The sequence below is a fragment of the Nitrosarchaeum sp. genome (genome assembly GCF_025699065.1).
Lineage (GTDB): Archaea > Thermoproteota > Nitrososphaeria > Nitrososphaerales > Nitrosopumilaceae > Nitrosarchaeum.
On sequence record NZ_JAILWF010000008.1, the window covers coordinates 16,330 to 35,550 of the forward strand.

At 33.0% G+C, this 19,221-nt stretch carries 21 protein-coding genes; 7 read left to right on the forward strand and 14 right to left on the reverse strand.

Annotation, left to right across the window (positions count from 1 at the left end):
- Positions 1 to 14: 14 nt before the first annotated feature.
- The 6 genes from rlmN to K5782_RS08935 all read right to left on the reverse strand — a co-directional run bounded on the left by rlmN (position 15) and on the right by K5782_RS08935 (position 6,158).
- Positions 15 to 1,076 (reverse strand): 23S rRNA (adenine(2503)-C(2))-methyltransferase RlmN, encoded by a 1,062-nt coding sequence (gene rlmN, locus K5782_RS08910; RefSeq protein ID WP_297465926.1) that lies wholly within the window; start codon positions 1,074 to 1,076, stop codon positions 15 to 17.
- A 127-nt stretch (positions 1,077 to 1,203) separates the two neighbouring features.
- The gene (gene radA / locus K5782_RS08915) at positions 1,204 to 2,364 is read right to left on the reverse strand and encodes a DNA repair and recombination protein RadA (protein WP_297465929.1); all 1,161 of its coding nucleotides are present in this window, start codon (positions 2,362 to 2,364) and stop codon (positions 1,204 to 1,206) included.
- 85 nt (positions 2,365 to 2,449) lie between these two features.
- Positions 2,450 to 2,632, reverse strand: coding sequence for a 30S ribosomal protein S30e (locus tag K5782_RS08920; protein ID WP_007402857.1), 183 nt, complete (start codon positions 2,630 to 2,632; stop codon positions 2,450 to 2,452).
- 41 nt (positions 2,633 to 2,673) lie between these two features.
- Positions 2,674 to 4,398, reverse strand: coding sequence for a radical SAM protein (locus K5782_RS08925; protein WP_297465932.1), 1,725 nt, complete (start codon positions 4,396 to 4,398; stop codon positions 2,674 to 2,676).
- A gap of 52 nt (positions 4,399 to 4,450) precedes the next feature.
- Complete coding sequence (locus K5782_RS08930) at positions 4,451 to 5,263, reverse strand: dihydroorotate dehydrogenase electron transfer subunit (protein WP_297465934.1); 813 nt, start codon at positions 5,261 to 5,263, stop codon at positions 4,451 to 4,453.
- Positions 5,247 to 6,158 (reverse strand): dihydroorotate dehydrogenase, encoded by a 912-nt coding sequence (locus K5782_RS08935; protein ID WP_297465936.1) that lies wholly within the window; start codon positions 6,156 to 6,158, stop codon positions 5,247 to 5,249. Before K5782_RS08935 ends, K5782_RS08930 begins: the two co-directional genes overlap by 17 nt.
- A gap of 88 nt (positions 6,159 to 6,246) precedes the next feature.
- Between K5782_RS08935 and K5782_RS08940 the strand changes: the two genes are divergently transcribed.
- Positions 6,247 to 7,776 carry a ribonucleotide-diphosphate reductase subunit beta gene (locus K5782_RS08940; RefSeq protein WP_297465938.1) on the forward strand — a complete coding sequence of 510 codons (1,530 nt, stop codon included), beginning with the start codon at positions 6,247 to 6,249 and terminating at the stop codon, positions 7,774 to 7,776.
- Positions 7,763 to 8,437 carry a fibrillarin-like rRNA/tRNA 2'-O-methyltransferase gene (locus K5782_RS08945; protein ID WP_297465941.1) on the forward strand — a complete coding sequence of 225 codons (675 nt, stop codon included), beginning with the start codon at positions 7,763 to 7,765 and terminating at the stop codon, positions 8,435 to 8,437. The genes K5782_RS08940 and K5782_RS08945 overlap by 14 nt, the downstream gene beginning before the upstream one ends.
- On the opposite strand, the gene rnhB is transcribed toward K5782_RS08945, so the two are convergent.
- Entirely contained in the window at positions 8,429 to 9,055 is a 627-nt protein-coding gene (gene rnhB, locus K5782_RS08950; RefSeq protein WP_297465943.1) for a ribonuclease HII, read from the reverse strand. The genes K5782_RS08945 and rnhB overlap by 9 nt on opposite strands.
- Before the next feature lie 61 nt (positions 9,056 to 9,116).
- On the opposite strand from rnhB, the gene K5782_RS08955 reads away from it, so the two are divergent.
- A complete protein-coding gene (locus tag K5782_RS08955) occupies positions 9,117 to 10,283 on the forward strand; it encodes a tRNA (guanine-N1)-methyltransferase (RefSeq protein ID WP_297465946.1) in 1,167 nt (388 codons plus the stop codon).
- On the opposite strand, the gene K5782_RS08960 is transcribed toward K5782_RS08955, so the two are convergent.
- Genes K5782_RS08960 through K5782_RS08970 form a run of 3 tightly spaced genes read right to left on the reverse strand, consistent with a single transcriptional unit; the run spans position 10,256 to position 12,041 of the window.
- Positions 10,256 to 10,849, reverse strand: coding sequence for an RlmE family RNA methyltransferase (locus K5782_RS08960; protein ID WP_297465948.1), 594 nt, complete (start codon positions 10,847 to 10,849; stop codon positions 10,256 to 10,258). The genes K5782_RS08955 and K5782_RS08960 overlap by 28 nt on opposite strands.
- A complete protein-coding gene (locus K5782_RS08965) occupies positions 10,846 to 11,532 on the reverse strand; it encodes a transcriptional regulator (RefSeq protein WP_297465951.1) in 687 nt (228 codons plus the stop codon). Before K5782_RS08965 ends, K5782_RS08960 begins: the two co-directional genes overlap by 4 nt.
- Before the next feature lie 50 nt (positions 11,533 to 11,582).
- On the reverse strand, positions 11,583 to 12,041 hold the full coding sequence (locus K5782_RS08970) for a hypothetical protein (protein WP_297465953.1): 459 nt from the start codon (positions 12,039 to 12,041) through the stop codon (positions 11,583 to 11,585).
- Positions 12,042 to 12,144: 103 nt separating this feature from the next.
- Here K5782_RS08970 and K5782_RS08975 point away from each other — a divergent pair, with 103 nt between their 5' ends.
- The 4 genes from K5782_RS08975 (at position 12,145) to K5782_RS08990 (ending at position 17,845) form a co-directional block, all read left to right on the forward strand.
- Complete coding sequence (locus K5782_RS08975) at positions 12,145 to 14,238, forward strand: AAA family ATPase (protein WP_297465954.1); 2,094 nt, start codon at positions 12,145 to 12,147, stop codon at positions 14,236 to 14,238.
- A 99-nt stretch (positions 14,239 to 14,337) separates the two neighbouring features.
- The gene (locus K5782_RS08980; protein ID WP_297465955.1) at positions 14,338 to 16,500 is read left to right on the forward strand and encodes a biofilm-associated protein; all 2,163 of its coding nucleotides are present in this window, start codon (positions 14,338 to 14,340) and stop codon (positions 16,498 to 16,500) included.
- A gap of 39 nt (positions 16,501 to 16,539) precedes the next feature.
- A complete protein-coding gene (locus K5782_RS08985; RefSeq protein ID WP_297465956.1) occupies positions 16,540 to 17,052 on the forward strand; it encodes an adenine phosphoribosyltransferase in 513 nt (170 codons plus the stop codon).
- Position 17,053: 1 nt separating this feature from the next.
- The gene (locus K5782_RS08990; protein ID WP_297465957.1) at positions 17,054 to 17,845 is read left to right on the forward strand and encodes an S-methyl-5'-thioadenosine phosphorylase; all 792 of its coding nucleotides are present in this window, start codon (positions 17,054 to 17,056) and stop codon (positions 17,843 to 17,845) included.
- Here K5782_RS08990 and K5782_RS08995 read toward each other — a convergent pair.
- The 4 genes from K5782_RS08995 to K5782_RS09010 are packed head-to-tail and all read right to left on the reverse strand — an operon-like array spanning position 17,842 to position 19,165.
- Positions 17,842 to 18,126, reverse strand: a complete 285-nt coding sequence (locus K5782_RS08995; RefSeq protein WP_366069604.1) for a hypothetical protein — start codon at positions 18,124 to 18,126, stop codon at positions 17,842 to 17,844. The two genes, K5782_RS08990 and K5782_RS08995, sit on opposite strands and share 4 nt — an antisense overlap.
- The gene (locus K5782_RS09000) at positions 18,127 to 18,525 is read right to left on the reverse strand and encodes a hypothetical protein (RefSeq protein ID WP_179365295.1); all 399 of its coding nucleotides are present in this window, start codon (positions 18,523 to 18,525) and stop codon (positions 18,127 to 18,129) included.
- A gap of 22 nt (positions 18,526 to 18,547) precedes the next feature.
- Positions 18,548 to 18,901: a hypothetical protein gene (locus K5782_RS09005; protein ID WP_297465960.1), complete on the reverse strand. Its 354-nt coding sequence runs from the start codon at positions 18,899 to 18,901 to the stop codon at positions 18,548 to 18,550.
- A 33-nt stretch (positions 18,902 to 18,934) separates the two neighbouring features.
- Positions 18,935 to 19,165, reverse strand: a complete 231-nt coding sequence (locus K5782_RS09010) for a hypothetical protein (protein WP_297465961.1) — start codon at positions 19,163 to 19,165, stop codon at positions 18,935 to 18,937.
- Positions 19,166 to 19,221: the final 56 nt, after the last annotated feature.

Consider the following 19,221-nt stretch of genomic DNA (forward strand, 5'->3'; position numbering starts at 1 on the left):
TTAACAGTTTCTAGTCATGCATTAGAGATAATGTCGGTTCTGAGTTGTCCACATGCAGCTGAAATTTCAGATCCCTTCTCAACTCTTACTGTACAATTTACATGAGATTTTAGCAATATTCTTTCAAATTCAAGGATATTCTTTTTGGATGGACGCTGAAAATTTCCTGCGGTTGAATTTATTGGAATTAGATTAACATGAGATCCATTTCCCTCTAAAAGAAGTGCAAGTTCGTTTGCAATTTCTTGTGAATCGTTAATGTTTTCAATTAAAGCATATTCAAATGTAACACGTCGTCCAGTTCGTTTAAAGTAACGTTTTCCTGCTGCAACTAGTTCATTTACTGAATGAGGTCCAGCTGTAGGAACTAATTTTTTGCGTAATTTATCATTTGGTGCATGTAATGATATTGCTAATCCAATTTGAAGATCTTCTTCTGCAAGTTTGTCAATACCAGATATTATCCCAATAGTAGAGATTGTGATGTTTCTCTGTCCAATTCCAAAACCTCGTGGATGTGTAAGTAAACGAACTGCGCGAATTGTTTCATCATAATTTGCAAGAGGTTCACCCATTCCCATAAAGACCAAATTTGTGATATGCTGACCTCGTTGCTGAAGTAAATTTGCAAAATGAATAACTTGGGCTACGATCTCTTCTGCCTTTAGATTTCTCTCAAAACCCATTTGTCCAGTCGCACAAAAAATGCATCCCATTGCACACCCAACCTGAGTTGAAACACAAATAGTAGATCTAGGATGGCCACCAATCTTTGTGGGTTCATATTGTATCAGAACTGTTTCAACTGGAGTTCCATCAGTCAGATTAAGCAATAATTTTGTAGTATCACCATCATCACTTACTACTCTATGAGTTTCAGTTGCAGAACCAATTGTATATCCATCTGCAATTAATTTATCTCGCATTGTAATCGGTAGTTGTTTTAACTCGGTGATGTTTTTTGGAAATTTATAATATAATGGGTATAGTATTTGATCTGCCCTATATCGCGGTTGCCCCATATCATTTACTAATTTTTCCATTTCCTCAGGTAACAAACGATAAAGATCAGTCATTATATTTTCACGATACCTCTCATATTCAACAATTAAGGCACTGTTATAATATTATAATTTAATCGAGACTCAATTTTTAAAACAAAATAAAATTTCTGAAAATAAAATAAAAAGAAGAAAAAGAAAATTACTCTTCTAATGACTCTAAATCATCATCAGAGTCAAGATCTTCAGTGGCTTGAACCATCTCTAGTTCGGTAGTTCCAGATGTAGATTCAACCAGTGTATCAGGTGTAGAATCAACAGTAGACTCGGTCATGGTTTCAGGTTCTTTCTCTTTTTTGGTTGCTTTTTTGGCTGCCTTTTTACCTGGCTTTTTCTCAGTATCTTCTAGGTCCATCACTCCTGCTTCACCCAATGCAAAGATTACTTCTTCTTCTGGATGGTGTGGACTATCTACCATTCGGGCAATTCGTTTCTTGCCTGATTTCTTAAAGTATATTCGGTATGTACTTGTGTGAGCAACTACGTTTCCACCTATTGGTCTAGTTGGATCACCAAAGAAAACATCAGGAGATGCCATTACTTGATTTGTGGCAATTGCGGCACAGTTGTAAGTTTCTGCAATTCTAGACAACATGTGAACAAAATGATTTAGTTTTTGTTGTCTATTTGACAATGTTCCTCTACCAAGATACTCGGCACGGAACAATCCAACTGCAGAATCTGCAATGATTAGTCGAATATTGTTTTCTTCGATTATAGGACCAGCTTCTTCGAGGATCAATGTTTGATGTGCGCTGTTATATGCACGTGCTACAATTATTCTGTCAAGAACTTTTTCTGGATCCATTTCATGTGCTTGTGCAATAGATACAATTCTTTCGGGTCTGAAAGTGTTTTCTGTATCAATATACAAAACACCACCATCCAATCCACCTTCTGTTTTTGGTTTTTGAACCATTACAGCTAGTGTATGCGCAAATTGTGTTTTACCTGAACCAAATTCACCATAGACTTCTGTAAGAGCCTGGGTTTCAATACCTCCATCAAATAGGGTATCAAGACAGTTAGTACCAGTTGTAATTTTACCAATATCTTGTCTGCGTTTGTACACTTCACTTGCAGTAACAAAATCTCTGGAGATCAATCCAGTTTCAACCAGATGTTGTCTTGCTTTGTTTACAATTTTTTCTGCAGTGTCTTTTTCCATTCCAGTTATTTCTGCAATTTCCACAGGACCTCTTACGATAAGATCCATAACATTGTGTACTCCTGCGTCGGATAATTTTCTAGTAGTTACAGGACCTACGCCCTCCAAACTATCTAATCTTAAATCTTCTACCATACCGTATGGTACGGTACTAGTACTTTATAACGTTATTGTTTTGAAAAATGATCGCAAAAAGATAACTTGTTATAACAATTTTGATCTAACGTCTCTTTCTTCTTTGTCCAGGTTTATTTTGTCCTGGAAATCTACCCAATTCAAATCGTTTTTTGAAGTTACTCTTGTTTCTAAGACTAGAGTTTGTACCAACAATTTTTCTTCCTTCAACTTTAGGAGTTTGTCCTCTTACTTTACCTGCTTTGGTAAGTGAACCGTGAGTTGCCATAATTTAATCATCTAAAATAGCAAATTTATGTATTTGTATGATTACCAGTATTTTGTCTTAATTGTTTCAATGACGTGTTCATGTTCTTTACTTTTATGACGTGCATATCTTTCCATTGCGCCTAAAGGAATGCCTCCCAATGATCTTGCAATTGCATTAAAGAAATATCTTTGTGGTCCTTTTGCACCGGTTTTTGTCATGAATTTTTGAATTCCGTATTTGAAATTATGTTGCCAAGTTTTATAGAGTACACCTAGTTGTGCAGGTGTCATTTCGTTTCCAATGTTAAAGAAATCAGATTTTTCTAATAATCCAATTGGAACAAAGGTAAGAGCTGTAGCAGTAAACATTGAATCTGGTTGTTCATGTTCTAATTCTGTGATTAAACGAATAGTATCCCAAGAATCTTCAGGTTGTTCATCATTGTCAAGTCCCATAATCAAAGTAAATGCTGGAATCCAATAATCTTTATTCAGAGTTTTTACACCTTCTTTTACTACCCAATGCCATTCACTTGGATCATATGGAGCAAGTTTTCTATCGGCATATTTTCCAATTAATCTCAAACTTCCTGTTTCAAAACCAGCTTGAATTCCAATCATGTTATCAGGACTAGATTTGATTATTCGTGAAAGGTTTGGAATTAGTTTTTCATCAGCTATTGCACCTGCCAAAGTACCATGAGTTGGGTTTGTATGGCCTACACCAGTTGACATGATAGCAGTAAATAGTTCTTCAAGTGCTTCTCTATTAGGTTCCATTCCTTTTGCAGTTCGAGGATCCATTCCATATACAAAAATATCATCGCTGTGAATCCAGGCAGATTTTGCACCACCTTTTTTGATGTTAACTTCAATTTCACGTTTGACTTTTTCCGGTGAATAATATCTCAATGATCTTAATGTAACATCACAGAATTTACAACCTCTACCACATCCTCGCATCACTTCAACCATTCCATGCATGCTTGGTTCTACAATTTCAGGAATTTCATCTAAATCTGGTCTATCCCAAAAATTTACAAATCTCCCATGAATTTTTTTTCCATTTCTCTCAAATTCTTTTATGTTTACTTTAAAGTCACTACGTTTTCTAAAAGGATCCATATTTTCAAAGTCGCCATTAATTAGATAATTGAAAAATCTGCCCGCGTGTCCATCAATTTCTGGAGCAATACCACCAAGTTCTCCTTCCAATATAGCATAGATACCAAATTCTTCAATTTTTTCGGGATCATAGTTGTATTGCCAAGTACCAGAAGCACCAGAAATAACTTTAGCTTTACTTCCGGTTTTTAGTTTTGCAGTTTTAATTCGTCGATGTAATTCTGTGTTGTAAAATTCATCATAAGAAGTTTGTTTACGTCCATATGTGAAAGTCATTGTAACAGGACCCATTCCTAATGGATCCATTTCATATGTACCAACAACTTGTGTATCAGGTCCAATGAATTTTTCAATGTGATCTGGATGTGCAACAACAACATCTTCACGTCTAAATCCATCACGGAGTAAACCTGCCTCTACTTTACGTAATCCATATGGAGCGTAGTTTGCCACACCATTTGTGTGAGGAATGTAATTACAAATAAAATCAAATAAAATCTTTGGAGTAACCTGATTTCCTAGAATCTTATACAAAAGACTTTTCTTATCACGATTTGGGTCTACTGCAGGAGCACATCCGAAAAACGTAGCTAGAGATAAACCACGATACGGAGACATTAATGTACGATCTGCTGTTAATACTATCTTTGGGGTACCCAATACTCTTCAACGCAATAATTTCATGATTTATTTTAAACCTTGCTGACCAAACTTAATAATTTTCTAGTATTCCAGCCTTATTCCTATGAAAATGACCAAATTCCATGTTTAAAATTAAATGATCACCATCAAACACTGTACCATCTTTACAAACCAAATCTTCTCCAACACAGCAACTCCCACAAATTCCCACACCACACTTCATCATACGCTCTAGACTTGCTTGAACAAACAATCCTCTAGAATGAGCTAGTTGGACAGTTTTGTACATCATTATTTCAGGGCCACATGTGTAGATACCATCAAAACGAGTTTCATTTACAAGTTTTTCAACCATACTAGTAACAAACCCCTTCTCTCCATAAGTTCCATCATCTGTAGTGATAATTACACGGTGAGGATTGTTTTTCAATAAATCATTTGCCAAGTCTTCAAAGAAAACTTCATTCTTTGATTTTGCACCAATTAGAACTGTGACATCGTCATTAGGTTTTATGTGTGTCAATAAACGCATCATAGGAACTAGTCCAGTCCCACCACCTACTAGCAAAAGTTTACCTTGTTTAAGATCAAATGAATTTCCATATGGTCCTCTTACACCAATTTGCTGGCCTACCTTAACATTAAACAAACCCGTAGATGCTGGACCGTGTTTTCTAACAGTAAAAGCAGCTTTACCAGATTCTTGAGCAATCATCACACTCATTGGCAGTTCATTGATTCCAGGTATCCATACCATTGCAAATTGACCAGGAAGAACACTTGACATTACATCGTCAGAAAAAATCAGAGTTCTAACAGTAGGTGTTTCATCAATTACTTTTTCAATTACACAAATTTTTGTATGATTAAGATTTCTTTGCAAGTCCTATCATCTCATTTATTTTTGAATATCCTTTTCTTTTCATATATTGAAGTATTCCATTGTTAATATCATTAAAAACATGTATCCAATTATCACCAATTGCACTTCCTATTTGAATTGCAGATGCACCTGCCAAAATAAATTCAATCGCATCTTCCCATGTAGATATCCCACCACATCCAATTATAGGAATATCATATTTTGAAGATATTTCATAAACACATCGTAAAGCAATAGGTTTAATCGGAGTACCAGATAGTCCACCGAATTTATTACTAAGTATTGGTCTTTGGGTTTCAACATCAATTGCAATAGCTCGTATTGTATTAATTGCAGTTATTGCATCAATACCAGAATCAACTGCAGCACTTACAGTATTAAGATAATGAGTTGTTCCCAGCCCTACTTTTGCAATTACTGGTACATGAGTAGAATTTTTTACAGTACTAACAATTTTTTTGACCAAATCAGGATCATCACCTACTTCTAATCCAACTTTGGCAACATGAGGACATGATAAATTCAATTCATATGCAATAACTTTTGAATTTTTAAACTGTTTAATCATTGTTGAAAAATCTTCAGGAATAGAGCCTACAAGACTGATAATTATTGGAACATCTTTGTTAGGTTCTATCATTTTGGCAAAATTTGGAGCACCTGGATTTGATAATCCTACTGCATTAATCCATCCACCACCATTTATTCCAAATATTGTAGGATTTGGATATCCATCCCAAGGTTCTGTACTTAGGGATTTACTTACAACTGCTCCTGCACCTGAACGATAAAGTCGATTAAAGACATCTAATGAAATACCCAATATTCCGGAGGCCAGCATTGCAGGTTTTTCTAGCTGAATTTTTCCTATAGAAGTAACCAGGCTGGGTTCCACTTTGAATCATGTACGTGGTTTCGAATATAATAGTTGATTCACCGTGTTTTTAGTACCTTTTTAAAAGGAGACCTGAAATTAACTATTCATGTATTCTGTAATCTTAACAGAATTTGGAATCGTGGTTTTTAAAGATGAGAAACTCGAAAAAGCATTTCCTTTCAAAGATGCAGTTCGAGATTATATTTCTGTGAAAAAAAAGGAATCAAAATTAAATGAACTTGTGAATTACCTTGGTCCTCTTCAAAGAGGAATTTCAGTTAGTGATGAATCATTGATGACATTACTGAAAAAAAATTCCATAGATGCACAAATGATGGAAGAATTAGAATTAGAAGAGATTCAGTCCACAAAACCACAAATTATTGTTGATTCAGGATTTGCAAAAAATATTTCAGAAGCATTATCAAAGCTAAGAGAATTTGCAATGGGATTATCATCATCAAAAGTTACAGAAGTTTCTGAGAGTCCAGATCTTCATATCATTCAAGCAATAAATTCTTTAGATGAGATTGATAAAATTGCAAATGGACTTAGCTCAAGATTACGAGAGTGGTATGGTTTACATTTTCCAGAACTGGATAACATTATTGATAGCATTAATGGTTATTCTCAAATTGTTTTGGCTGGAAAGCGAGAATCATTAACAAAAAAAGTGTATGAAGAAGCAGGATTTCCAGATTCTAAAGCAGATATGATTGCTTTGCTTGCATCAAAAAGTAGAGGAGGAGATATTTCAGATATCAATTTAGCAATTGTGCAATCAATTGCAAAACAAATTTTGAATTTCCATGACTTACGAAAAAAATTAGAAGCACATGTAGAGCTAGAAATGGAAACTGTAGCACCAAATCTTTCAGCAATTCTAGGAGCTGCCGTAGGTGCCAGAATATTAGGAAAAGCAGGAAGTCTAAAAAAATTAGCATCTATGCCAGCAAGTACTATTCAGATAATTGGTGCTGAAAAAGCATTGTTTAGATCATTAAAGACTGGTGCTCAGCCACCAAAACATGGATTATTGTTCCAACATGCTATGGTTCATGCAGCACCCAGATGGCAAAGAGGAAAAATTGCCAGAGCAATTGCTGCAAAGGCTGTGATAGCTGCTAGAGTTGATGTTTATGGAGAGGGTATCAATAAAATGTTATTAGAAAAATTAAACATAAGAGTAAACGAGATTAGTAAAAAATATGAAACACCTACTGAAAGAGAAACCAGAAAACCCGAATTATTCAGAGAACATACTGGAGAATCTAGAAGAAGAGAAGGTGGAGATTTCAGAAGAAGAGAGGGAAGTGATTCTAGAAGAGAAGGTGGAGAATCTAGAAGAAGAGAAGGTGGAGATTTCAGAAGAAGAGAGGGAAGTGATTCTAGAAGAGAAGGTGGAGAATCTAGAAGAAGAGAAGGTGGAGAATCTAGAAGAAGAGAAGGTGGAGAATCTAGAAGAAGAGAAGGTGGAGAATCTAGAAGAAGAGAAGGTGGAGATTTCAGAAGAAGAGAGGGAAGTGATTCTAGAAGAGAAGGTGGAGAATCTAGAAGAGAAAATAAAAATTACAGAGAAAGAACAGATTCAAAATCAAATAAAAATAAAAAGAGATCCAAGTTTGAAAGAAGATAATTTTGAATTTTTTTGGATAAATTCAGATGGTGAAAAAAAACTAGCTACTGAAAATTTAGTCATAGGTAATCAAGTATATAATGAAAAATTAATTACAAAAAAAGGGACAGAATATAGGTTATGGGATCCTTTTAGAAGCAAATTAGCTGCCGCAATAATGAATGGATTAGAAATATTTCCATTTAAAGATAAATCATCCATATTATATCTTGGAGTATCAACGGGTACAACAGTTAGTCACATTTCAGATATTGTTGGACCATCAGGAATTATTTTTGGAGTTGAACATGCTAGTAGAGTAGCACGAGATTTCTTAGACAGAGTTGCATCACATAGAGCAAATATAATTCCAATTTTACAAGATGCAAGAAAACCAAAAGAGTATTTTTCAGTATTTGGCAAAGTTGATGTAGTTTATGTAGACATTGCACAGCCTGATCAAACAAACATAGCTATAGAAAACTGCAAAATGTATCTTAAGAAAGACGGATATTTCTTTTTAGTAATAAAGACCAGAAGTATAGATGTAACAAAATCTCCAAAAAGAATTGTTGAAGAAGAGATACAAAGAATGGAAGTTCATTTTGAAATTCTACAAGTAATAGATCTTCATCCTTATGACAAAGACCATGCAATGGTAATTGCAAAGTTCCTAAAGTGATTTTTTACTCAATATTTGTTGAGTAGGTTTCCAACTTTTACGCACAAAAATAGGAAGTACTTGATTGAGGTTATAATAAGATGCAACAAAATCAATTGTTTTTGAATCAGATGGATATCCACTTCCTAAATCATATTTTTTTCTAAGTTTTAGTATAGCCCTATCTCTAGTAACTTTAGCAATTATTGATGCAGCAGATACCACAATAAATCTACTATCAGCATGATGATATGAACGAATTTTTTTATGTTTAGATAGTTTTGCTATTTCTTTTCCAAATCTTTTTGGATTTACATCACATGAATCAACGTATGAAGTATCAGGATTTAATTTTGAAATGACTTTTGCCATATATTTAGCCTCCAAATGATTAAGATTGTGTTTGAACACATTGGCATCAATTATTTTTGGAGAAATTTTTGCTACATAGTAATTATCAACTAATAGGATTATTTTTTTATAAAGTTCTTCTCTCGATTTTGGAGTTAATTGTTTTGAATCTTTTACACCTAATTTAGATAGCTTAGAAATATTTTTTTTTGATATAATAATGCCAGCGATTACAAGGGGACCAAGCATAGAACCACGTCCAGCATCATCAATTCCACAAATCAGCATTGATTCTGTCTTAAAACACATGTATTAAACCGTTATAGGTAAATGAAATATAGATTAAGAATTGCAGATCCCAGATGAAACGTTACAAGAGATAATAGAAGGACAAACAAAAATCATTGTTCCAAAAAAATCATTGACAGATAAAGTTCCACCTAAAGAACCAGCATTTTTTAATCCAAAAGCAAAAGTGAGTAGAGATTTTTCAATAATTGCATATGGAGCATTTCTAAAAAAATTTAAAGGTCCAAAAATATTTTTAGAAGGATTATCAGGTCTTGGAGTAAGAGGATTACGGGTTGCAAACGAATTACAAACAGATAAAGTAATAATTAATGATCTAAATCCATCCGCATTAAAATTAGCAGAGTATTCAGCACGATTAAACGATTTAAAGAATATCGAATATTCAGAAATGGAAGTATGTAGATTTTTTAGCAAATATTCTACAAAAGGTCAAAGAGGTTCAATTGTAGATATAGATCCATTTGGTTCACCGTCACAATTTTTTGATTGTTGTCTTAGAGCTACTATGCATGGAGGAATTCTTTCGATAACTGCAACAGATCTTCAGGTATTAAATGGTCTTTATCAAAGCGCATGCAAGAGAAAATACGGCGGAGTGCCAATAAGAGTAGAATATGGTAATGAGATGGCAATTAGATTAATTCTAGGATGTCTCAGAAGGGTTGCAGGAAGAATAGGCGTTGAGATTGTTCCAATATTTGCAGAAAGCAATATGCATTATTACAGAACATATGTGCGAGTACTTATTCGACAGGATCAAAAAGAAAATATTGGATATATTATACATTGTAAAAATTGCGGACATAGAAAAATAGTATTAGAACAAATTAATGAATGTGAATTGTGTAATTCAAAATTAAATATAGGAGGACCTTTATGGATAGATAAAATTTTTGACAAAGAATTTGTAAATGATATGATTTTAAAACTACCAGAATTATCAGTCGGAAAGGTTTGTGAAAAAACATTACAAAAATGTTTAATAGAATCAGAAATGCCTGGAATTTATTTTACATTAGATGAAATTGCATCCAAAATGAAAGCCTCACCTCCAAAATTAGAAGATGCAATTATAAATTTACGAAAAAACGGATATCTTGCTAGCTGTACGTCATTTAGCCCTACTGGATTTAGAACAAATGCAAACATAAATGAAATAATCAGTGTTTTTTCAGATCAACCAGTAAATCCCAAACAGACATAATACAACTCACTGCTTTGTTTTCTACTAGCTTCAGGTTTTGTAAGATTTATTCTAGCAAATTTCTTTTTAACATAGTCTTTAAATTCCATAGAATATTCTCCATCAAAAACTTTGAAAATTGCATTACCTTTATGCATTAGAACCTTATCCATAATTTTTGTACATTCATAATTTAGTGAAATTTGTATTGCATGATCAACAGACCAATTCCCAGTTACTTGTGGAGAAAGATCACATATCACTGCATTTACTTTTCTTTCAAAATAAGACATAATTTCGTCAACTACAAACTCATTTTCAATATTTTCTCTAATTATATGAGCTCCAGGTATTTCCTCAACATATGAAGTATCAATACCCATCACCTTACCTTTATTTCCAGTAAGTTTTACTGCCATTTGAGTCCAGCCTCCAGGGGCACATCCCAAATCAAGAACATAAAATCCAGGTCCAATGATTCGATAAGATTGATTAAGTTGTTTGAGCTTGTATGCAGCTCTACTTCGATAACCCTGTTCATGCGCTAATTTTCTGTATTGATCTCGACGTGCATCTATTAACTTCATTTGGCTTTCGTAGGTTTTTTCATCTCTGATAGTACCCAGTCTTCAATGAATTGACAATTACGTGGGCTTATTTCTCCTTCAAGTGAGCATTTTTGTTCGACTGGACAAACAAGACATGGGGCATTTTCAATTGACATAGTACTGATAGGAGTCTTCTTTAGAATTAATTTATACGTCCAACGACCTTTATCGAGAATTTTTTCTCTGTAAATAGTTCCCATTCTTTCTAACTTTAATGCCAATCTAGAACCATCTCTACTAGTTAGCTTTAGTTTTTTCCAAAGTTCACTTTGAAACATTCCACTAGATTCACGCTCAGCTAAAACATCACATATTTTATTTGTGAGTCTTTCCATGTCAACTTTTTCAATTTGGAAATTTTCAATCTCTTCATCGGTAAGTTGTTCTTCTAATTCTTCTTCTAATGTTTTTTCTGCTTCTTTTTTGATTTCTTCTAATTCTTTCTTAGTAAGCTTTTTTGGTTTAGGTGCTGCTTCTTTTTTTGCTGGTTTCTTTTCTTTAGGTGCTGCTTCTTTTTTTGCTGGTTTCTTTTCTTTAGGTGCTGCTTCTTTTTTTGCTGGTTTCTTTTCTTTAGGTGCTGCTTCTTTTTTTGCTGGTTTCTTTTCTTTAGGTGCTGCTTTTTTTAAAGGAACTTCAGATATTTTATCTTGTTTTTTTGTCATCAAATCACCTTAATTTTTAATATAACTCCTAATCATACAATAATTCATTCCTATTTAATGGTAAATTTTTCACTTGTGGTTATACTACTCTTTTGATTCTGATCGGTCATTTTCACGACTAGATCATACTGTCCAGGTTTATCTATTATTTCAGAGAAATCATCATCAATAGGTAAAAAAGAGTTGTTTTCATCAAAACATTGTTTTAAAAATCCACTTTGTGTAACTATATGTTTTCCAGAATAAACAGTAACATATAGATCTCCACAGTCAAACTGAGAATCATCAATTTTTACTTGAATTTGAATAGGGGATGAAATAGAATATTGATTTTCTAACCCAATGATGGATATATCTTCATCATTTTTTATGATTTCAGAATTGCCCATGGGCCACATATTGAGTTCACGATCCGGCGATTGAAGAACATCAGCCATAACAACAGTACCAAAAGCAATTGAAAGTACAATTGGCAAAACAAATACAACATATACTAAACTTGTTGCCATTTCGTTTTTCACCTGTAAATCCCTTATATCTATTTAGCAAAATTCCAATACGCATGATGAATTTGACGAATGAGTTAAATCGGACCCGACTAAATATTGCTAGATGCGACTTAGAAAATTTAGAGTTAGAGCATATCGTTGCATTCATGATTCTGGCGAAATTACTGTTGGTGATTTAGCAGCATTTGTTGGAAGAAATGAAAGTGGAAAAACAACAATTCTACAAGCATTAACATTATTAAATAAAGATGAAAAAATTTCAGATTTAGATCTTTGCGATGAATTATCAGAAGAGTTAAAAGGAGAAGTTACACTTGCTGAGGGAGAATTTGAATTAAGTTCAAACGAGATTAAATTAATCAAAGAAGCATTTCCAGGTTTACCAGACATAAGAAAAATAAAATTATTTAGAACAAATAAAATACCTAGAGTACAATATGAGTTTGAAAATATTCAACTTAGTGATGAGCGAAATAATGAAATAAACTCTTGGGAGAATTTTTCAAGACAGATTAAGAATTTTTTAGATACAATACCAAATCATCTTAAAATTCAAATCAATACTGAATTATTTGACGGTCCTCCACCAAAGAATCAACAGATATTCAATAGCGGAATGGCTGAATTTAGCAATCAATTTCACGTAATAGCTGTTCAAGAGCCTAAAGTAATAGAAGAATGGCAAAAAATATACCATAATCCAGAAAATCAATATCATAAACTTCTTAGTGGTAGTAGTGAAAAATCAGCGTTAGAGAATTTCATTGCATCTGAATTACATCCTCGATTTGTTTATTTTTCTGATTACAAAAAAATCTATGGCAATATCAATCTCAATGAATATCTTAGAGAAGAAAAAGGGGTCAGGGCAAGCTCAATTGAATTTATTGAAGAGTTTGACAAGGCCGAAACAGTAAGAAATCTTTTCTATTTGGCAGAATTAGACATTAAAACATTAGATGACGTAAAAGAAACTCCATCAAAATGTATCAAATTATTGAATACGGCAAGCAATAGATTAACTAAGAAATTAAATCCAGCATGGAAAGGCGACCCAATCCATGTTGAATTAAGATACAATCCAGGAAATATCATGAGTGTAGTAATTTCAGATATTCATCGTGATGGAACAGTAACCAACACAGGATTGCTAAATAGAAGAGCAGAAGGTTTCAAATGGACATTTTCTTTTATTGTAAATTTTGCAGCAGAAACACAGAGAGCAGAACTCAAAGAAGCAATATTACTTCTCGATGAACCAGCAAGAAATCTTCACCCTACTCAACAAAGAGGAATTTCAGATTTGTTAAAGAATCTTGCAGGCTCAAATCAGGTTTTGTATGCAACACATTCACCATTTATGATTTTTGATTATACTCCAGGAAACTTGTTGGTAGTAGAATTAGATAAAAGAAAACACCTTAGCAAAATTTTTTATGATTACTGGAATGCCGATGATAAAACACTAACCCCAATTCTATATGGATTATCAAGAGGGTTGGTCGAATCGATTGTAGATAGAGAAATTGGAACTAACTCAAGACCAGTGATTATTGTTGAGACAATGTCAGATGCAATGTATCTTAATGCTTTTGATAAATTTTTACAGGATCCAAACATATCAATGAATCCACTTAATGTAGTAGCTGCTTATAATAAAAATTCAGTATTACCTCTGGCAATATTTTATAGAAATCACGGATATAGGACATTTATTTTATTGGATGATTCAGATGAATCTAAACAGATTTCAGCTCAACTAACATCAAATGATTTTTCACCCATACAGACAATACTTTTTGAGAGAGACGGTAAGAATTTGGAATCAATTGAAGATTATATTGTTTTAGAAGATTATCTTCATGCAGTCAATCAAACTTATGAGATCAGATTGAGAAAAGAAGGCTATTCAAATCTTAAACCACTTGATGTAACTTCAAAGGGAAAGAAAGGTGTTTTAGAGAATTTAAGAAAAATTTGGGAAGAACATAATGATGATGATTGGGGTCAGTTCGATAATGAGGAGATTACTAGGTATATTTGTGAAAAAATTACCTTAGAAGAAACTGATTTCTTATCAGATAAAACTAAAGACCAATTTAGAACATTGTATAGATTAATTGCTGAAAGAATCAGACAATATCAAAACGTTACTACAAAGGCAGATTTAGCCAAATTTCAGAGAGCAAGAAATTAGGATTAAAGAAGTTTACTGATGAAAAATACTTCATCAACAAATACAAAAGCAGTAAAATACCCTTTAAGGTTTAATTGATATATGAAATTGTTTGAAATTATGAGCAAACCCTCAATCAGAGGAGTTTTCCTTTCCATAATCTTATGTTTAACAGTGGCAATCATCATTCCAGCGTATGCTGAAGGAACGGTAGATGCAAAAAGTTTTTCATTTGAAGAAACCACGATTATTGAATTTACCAATACCGGAAATGTTGATGTAAGTGCATTTAGAATTTGGTTAGGTAGTGATAATAATTTTAAATCATTTAAAACAGAAAATGGATGGATTGGTGAAAAAACTCCTCAAGGAGTTATAATATTTACTTCATCATCAGAAGTTATCAAACCAGGAGAATCAATAAAGATTGGAATTAAAACAGATAAAATATCTTCAGGAATAAATTGGAAAGCACTTGATAAAAGTGACCAACAAATAGAAATTGGAAAAACGATTGCAGGTGAATTACCAAAGCCGGTAACAAGTTCTAAACCAGTAGCAAAATCGGATACAATAGTTTCAAAGGAAGGAGTTTTAGCAAATTCATCTTTCAGAATTATTCCAGAAAAACCAAATGTGGGATCAACTATAAGAGTGACTGGAGATAATTTTGGTGCAGTACAAGAATTAGATTTTTTTATAAATTCTAATAAAATTTCTAGCTTTGTCACAAATGATGCGGGTTATTTTATTACTACAGTAAAAATTCCAGAAAATATTGATGCGGACAGAGTAGATTTCATAATCAAAGATAAAGACAATCAAGAAAAAAAGATCAGTTTAAGATTAGAAGAACCAATGAATAGAATTCCAGAATCAGATAACATCCCACTAACAATTGTCGGACTACCAGAAATATTACATAGAACAGATTTTTTAGAAATTTCAGGGACGGCACAGCCAAATAGCGCTATAACAGCATCAGTAAAAGATCCTGAGGGGAAGATCATCAACACAAGAACAGCAAAAGCTGATGCAAAAGGAAATTGGAAATTAGCAGAACCAATAATTGTTCCATTAGATGCGCCATTTGGAAGATATAGCGCCACTATCTCAGATGGTAGAGAGGAAAAGACAACTACATGGATGATAGAAACATCAAAAGTAATTCTCATAAAACCAATAACCTTGAAATTTAATCCTGGAGAGACAATGAAGTTTAATGGTACCGCATTGCCAAATAAATCACTAGAGTTAATTTTAGAAGATCCACTTGGAATTGAAAAAACCTCAGATATCATTGAGATAGATGAGACAGGAAATGTTGAATTTGAATATCCAACAATAGCAAATGTAGACAAAGAAGGTACATGGACATTAATTGCAGAACAGGATGGAAAAAGAGAATTCATTTACGCAGGATTAGGAGAGATCCCATCAATACCAATTAACATTGAATTTGATAAATTAAATTATAAATCAACAGAAACTGCAAAGATATCACTAACTGGAAAACCTCTAGATAAAATAACCATGTTAATTGTTGATCCATCAGATAAACCAAAAATAATTGCAGATAATAAAAATACTGTTTCCATCACATTAGGTCAAGACGGAAAAAAGACATATGAATTAGGACTAAGTGGATATTCATCAGGAGCATATACCGCTATTATCAACAAAGGTGCTTCTAAAAGTTCTGAGGTATTCACAGTAGGATTACAAACAGGTTCTGGTGCAATTAAAATTGGTAGCACAAAATTAGATTATAGACCAGGAGAAGCAATCTTAATTTTGGGAGATACAAAAGAAAACTCACTTTTAACACTCACACTAAGTGACCCTGATGGAACAGTATGGAAAACAAAGGAAATATTTTCAGATAAGAATGGAAAGATTGCAGATGATAGTTTAAGATTACCATCAGCAGCAGAACCAGGCATATGGAAGGTTAATGCAAAAAGTGGTTCAAATTTTGACAATACTGAGATTGAGGTAATAACATCTAAAGAAGAAGGACTTGTAGTCACAGTAGAAAAAGGTATAGAAATTTCAGGATATGGAAAAAGTCTTAACATTAAAGTAATAAATGCAGAACAAACAGTAGAAATGATAATCCTAAATTCAGATGGTGAAAAAATAGAAACATTATCATTCCCATCTAATAAAGAAGGTGAAATTAAACAACCATGGTTTATTCCAAAAGGCACAATACCAGGAACATATACTATCAAAGTAACTGATTCATACAATACTGCCGAAACAACCTTTACGATAGAATAACTTCAAACAATTTTATTCCACCTATTTTAAATTCAATATATGAATCTTAAAGAAAAAATATCTGAATTTTCAAATTTCCCTAAAAAAGGAATATTATTTAGAGATTTTAGTCCAATATTGAAAGATCCATCAGCATTATCATTTATTGCAGATGAATTTGCAAAACATTTCCATCCAAAAGATATAGATTTGTTTGCAGGTATAGAATCAAGAGGGTTTTTACTTGCATGTATTTTGGCTACAAGATACAATAAAGGTATGGTAATGATTAGAAAAGCAGGAAAACTACCAGGTAAAACTAGCAAATTATCATACAAAATTGAATATGGTCAAGATACAATTGAAATTCAAAAAGACATAATCAGCAAAGGACAGAAGATCCTAATTTGTGATGACTTACTTGCGACAGGAGGAACTGCAAAAGCTTCTGCAAAATTAATAGAAAAAGTAGGAGGAAAAATTGCAGGATTTGCATTCATAATTGAGTTAACAGAACTAAATGGAATTAAAGGAATAAATCAATACAATTGTAAATCATTGGTCAAGTATTAACATGGAAAAAGATGCAGAGATTGGAATTTTTGGAGGAACTGGAATTTATGATTCCGGAATACTAGAAAACCCTCAAGAAGTTACAATGGATACACCATATGGAAAACCATCAGATTCAATCACAGTAGGGATTTTCAAAGGAAGAAAGATTGCATTTTTACCAAGACATGGAAAAAAACACACAATTCCTCCACACATGATAAACTATAGAGCCAATATTTGGGCTTTCAAAGAGTTAGGAGTGACTAGAATAATTGCACCTTCTGCAGTTGGAAGTTTGAAAGAAGAGATAGAGCCAGGGCATTTTGCATTACCTACACAGTTTTTAGATTTCACAAAATCAAGAAATGGTTCATTTTCAGAACTTGGAAGGGTCATCCACATTTCAGTAGCAGATCCATTTTGTCCTGAATTACAATCATCAATTCTTAAAGTAGTAAAGGAAAAAAACTTTCAAATTCATCAAGAATGCACATATGTTTGCATTGAAGGACCGAGATTTTCCACCAAGGCCGAATCAAAATTCTACAGAAGTACGGGCGCAGGCATTATTGGAATGACATTAGTTCCAGAATGTCAGCTTGCTAGAGAAGCTCAGATGTGCTATGCATCAATTTCAACAGTTACAGATTATGATGTATGGGCAGAAAAACCAGTAACAGCTAAAGAAGTCTTAGAAACGTTATCAAAAAATGTAGAGCGAACAAAAAAAGTCCTAACAGATTTAATTAATCAAATTCCAAAAACAAGAAGTTGTTCTTGCTCTAAGGCTTTGGCAGAAGCTGAATTTTAGTCATCAACAAAAGACTCTCTTTTCAAACCCTCAGGTAACGTGAGATCTCCTTGAAGAAGGTTCAGCTGTAATGAATTTATTACTTCATCAACATTATAACCTAATTTTTCCAATTCTCTTTCTGTGACTTTGGAAATTTTTGCACCTATATTTTGACCTCCAATTCTACCAAATGCTATTGCATTAAATCTAAAAGAATGAGCATCGATTGTAAAAGTACCAGTTATTTTTGCTGCCATCTGGCTTCCATGAACATTATTAATATGAACTTTAAGATTCATTTAGATTTCTACTGCTTTGTTGATATTATCATCAACCAAAAAGCTCCAGTGTTTATCATCTTCAACTTTGAAATTATTTACTTTTAGAGAGACTATTTGTTCGTCTAAGCATTCATGTTTTATTTCAGAATTTTCTTTCAGTCTAACTAATTTCCATTTGTATTTTCCTTGCTGTAATTTACATACAGTAACACCCCATTTTGCATCTGGATCAATTTTTGGCATCCCTACCAAATCTGCTAATTCTTCAATTCCGAGCTGTTTTTCCTCACAAAATCGTTTTTTACACACACCACATCTCCAGACATCAACTGAACCTATGGTTCTCTCGTCAATGTTGATGTTAACTACCCCAAAATACACTGGTTGATGTTTACATGATTCGGTATCAATACTCAATGTTGTTCACAAAACATTAGGATTATTTAGTTCTTGCATCATCATATGGTTTTTCTAGAACCACACCTATATTGTCGACAATCTTATTTCGCTTAAATTCAATATTTTCACGTTCACAGAATTTTCTATACATGTTTACAGCAGTAAATCTAGGATGCATTGCCTCAAACTCAGTTTCAGAAATATCTATGAAAGCACCCAATGTCATTAGTTCCTTAGCAGTTTTCAAAGCATCCTCAGTTGAAATGTTTAGTTTTTCGGCAATAGTTGTCGGAGTCATTTTTCCATGACATGTAATTAAGAGAAACACCTTAGCTTGTAATGGAATTAGTTTTATTTCTGAAATTAGATCCTTTTCAATTCTAGAAATTTCCATCATTTTTAAAATAAAATCTAAGCAAATAAAGAATTATTTTGATTTCCTTTTTACCAACAGTTTTTTGGATATTTTTAATGAGAATCCCATAGCAATAAAGTGAATTATACCACCTATTATTGCAGCTTGCATCAAATTATCAAGAACAAACCAAGATATTGCAAAAGTTGTAATTGATGGAACAGTAACAATTACAGCGATAATTGAGCCTTTCAAAATAATCTCTTTCATAGTAAGTTTACTGGATTTACTATCGCTGGACATAAACAATTTTCAAAAAATGGTAATAAAAATCAAAGATACTTTATATTTGGTCAGAC

Coding starts and splice junctions, on each gene's coding strand:
- K5782_RS08980 (WP_297465955.1), top strand. CDS start 14,338: ATGAGCAAACCCTCAATCAGAGGAGTTTTCCTTTCCATAATCTTATGT.
- K5782_RS08970 (WP_297465953.1), bottom strand. CDS start 12,041: ATGGCAACAAGTTTAGTATATGTTGTATTTGTTTTGCCAATTGTACTT.
- K5782_RS09010 (WP_297465961.1), bottom strand. CDS start 19,165: ATGTCCAGCGATAGTAAATCCAGTAAACTTACTATGAAAGAGATTATT.
- rnhB (WP_297465943.1), bottom strand. CDS start 9,055: ATGCTGATTTGTGGAATTGATGATGCTGGACGTGGTTCTATGCTTGGT.
- K5782_RS08975 (WP_297465954.1), top strand. CDS start 12,145: ATGCGACTTAGAAAATTTAGAGTTAGAGCATATCGTTGCATTCATGAT.
- radA (WP_297465929.1), bottom strand. CDS start 2,364: ATGGTAGAAGATTTAAGATTAGATAGTTTGGAGGGCGTAGGTCCTGTA.
- K5782_RS08940 (WP_297465938.1), top strand. CDS start 6,247: ATGTATTCTGTAATCTTAACAGAATTTGGAATCGTGGTTTTTAAAGAT.
- K5782_RS08995 (WP_366069604.1), bottom strand. CDS start 18,126: ATGAATCTTAAAGTTCATATTAATAATGTTCATGGAAGCCAGATGGCA.
- K5782_RS08990 (WP_297465957.1), top strand. CDS start 17,054: ATGGAAAAAGATGCAGAGATTGGAATTTTTGGAGGAACTGGAATTTAT.
- K5782_RS08920 (WP_007402857.1), bottom strand. CDS start 2,632: ATGGCAACTCACGGTTCACTTACCAAAGCAGGTAAAGTAAGAGGACAA.
- K5782_RS08965 (WP_297465951.1), bottom strand. CDS start 11,532: ATGACAAAAAAACAAGATAAAATATCTGAAGTTCCTTTAAAAAAAGCA.
- K5782_RS09005 (WP_297465960.1), bottom strand. CDS start 18,901: ATGGAAATTTCTAGAATTGAAAAGGATCTAATTTCAGAAATAAAACTA.
- K5782_RS08960 (WP_297465948.1), bottom strand. CDS start 10,849: ATGAAGTTAATAGATGCACGTCGAGATCAATACAGAAAATTAGCGCAT.
- rlmN (WP_297465926.1), bottom strand. CDS start 1,076: ATGACTGATCTTTATCGTTTGTTACCTGAGGAAATGGAAAAATTAGTA.
- K5782_RS08985 (WP_297465956.1), top strand. CDS start 16,540: ATGAATCTTAAAGAAAAAATATCTGAATTTTCAAATTTCCCTAAAAAA.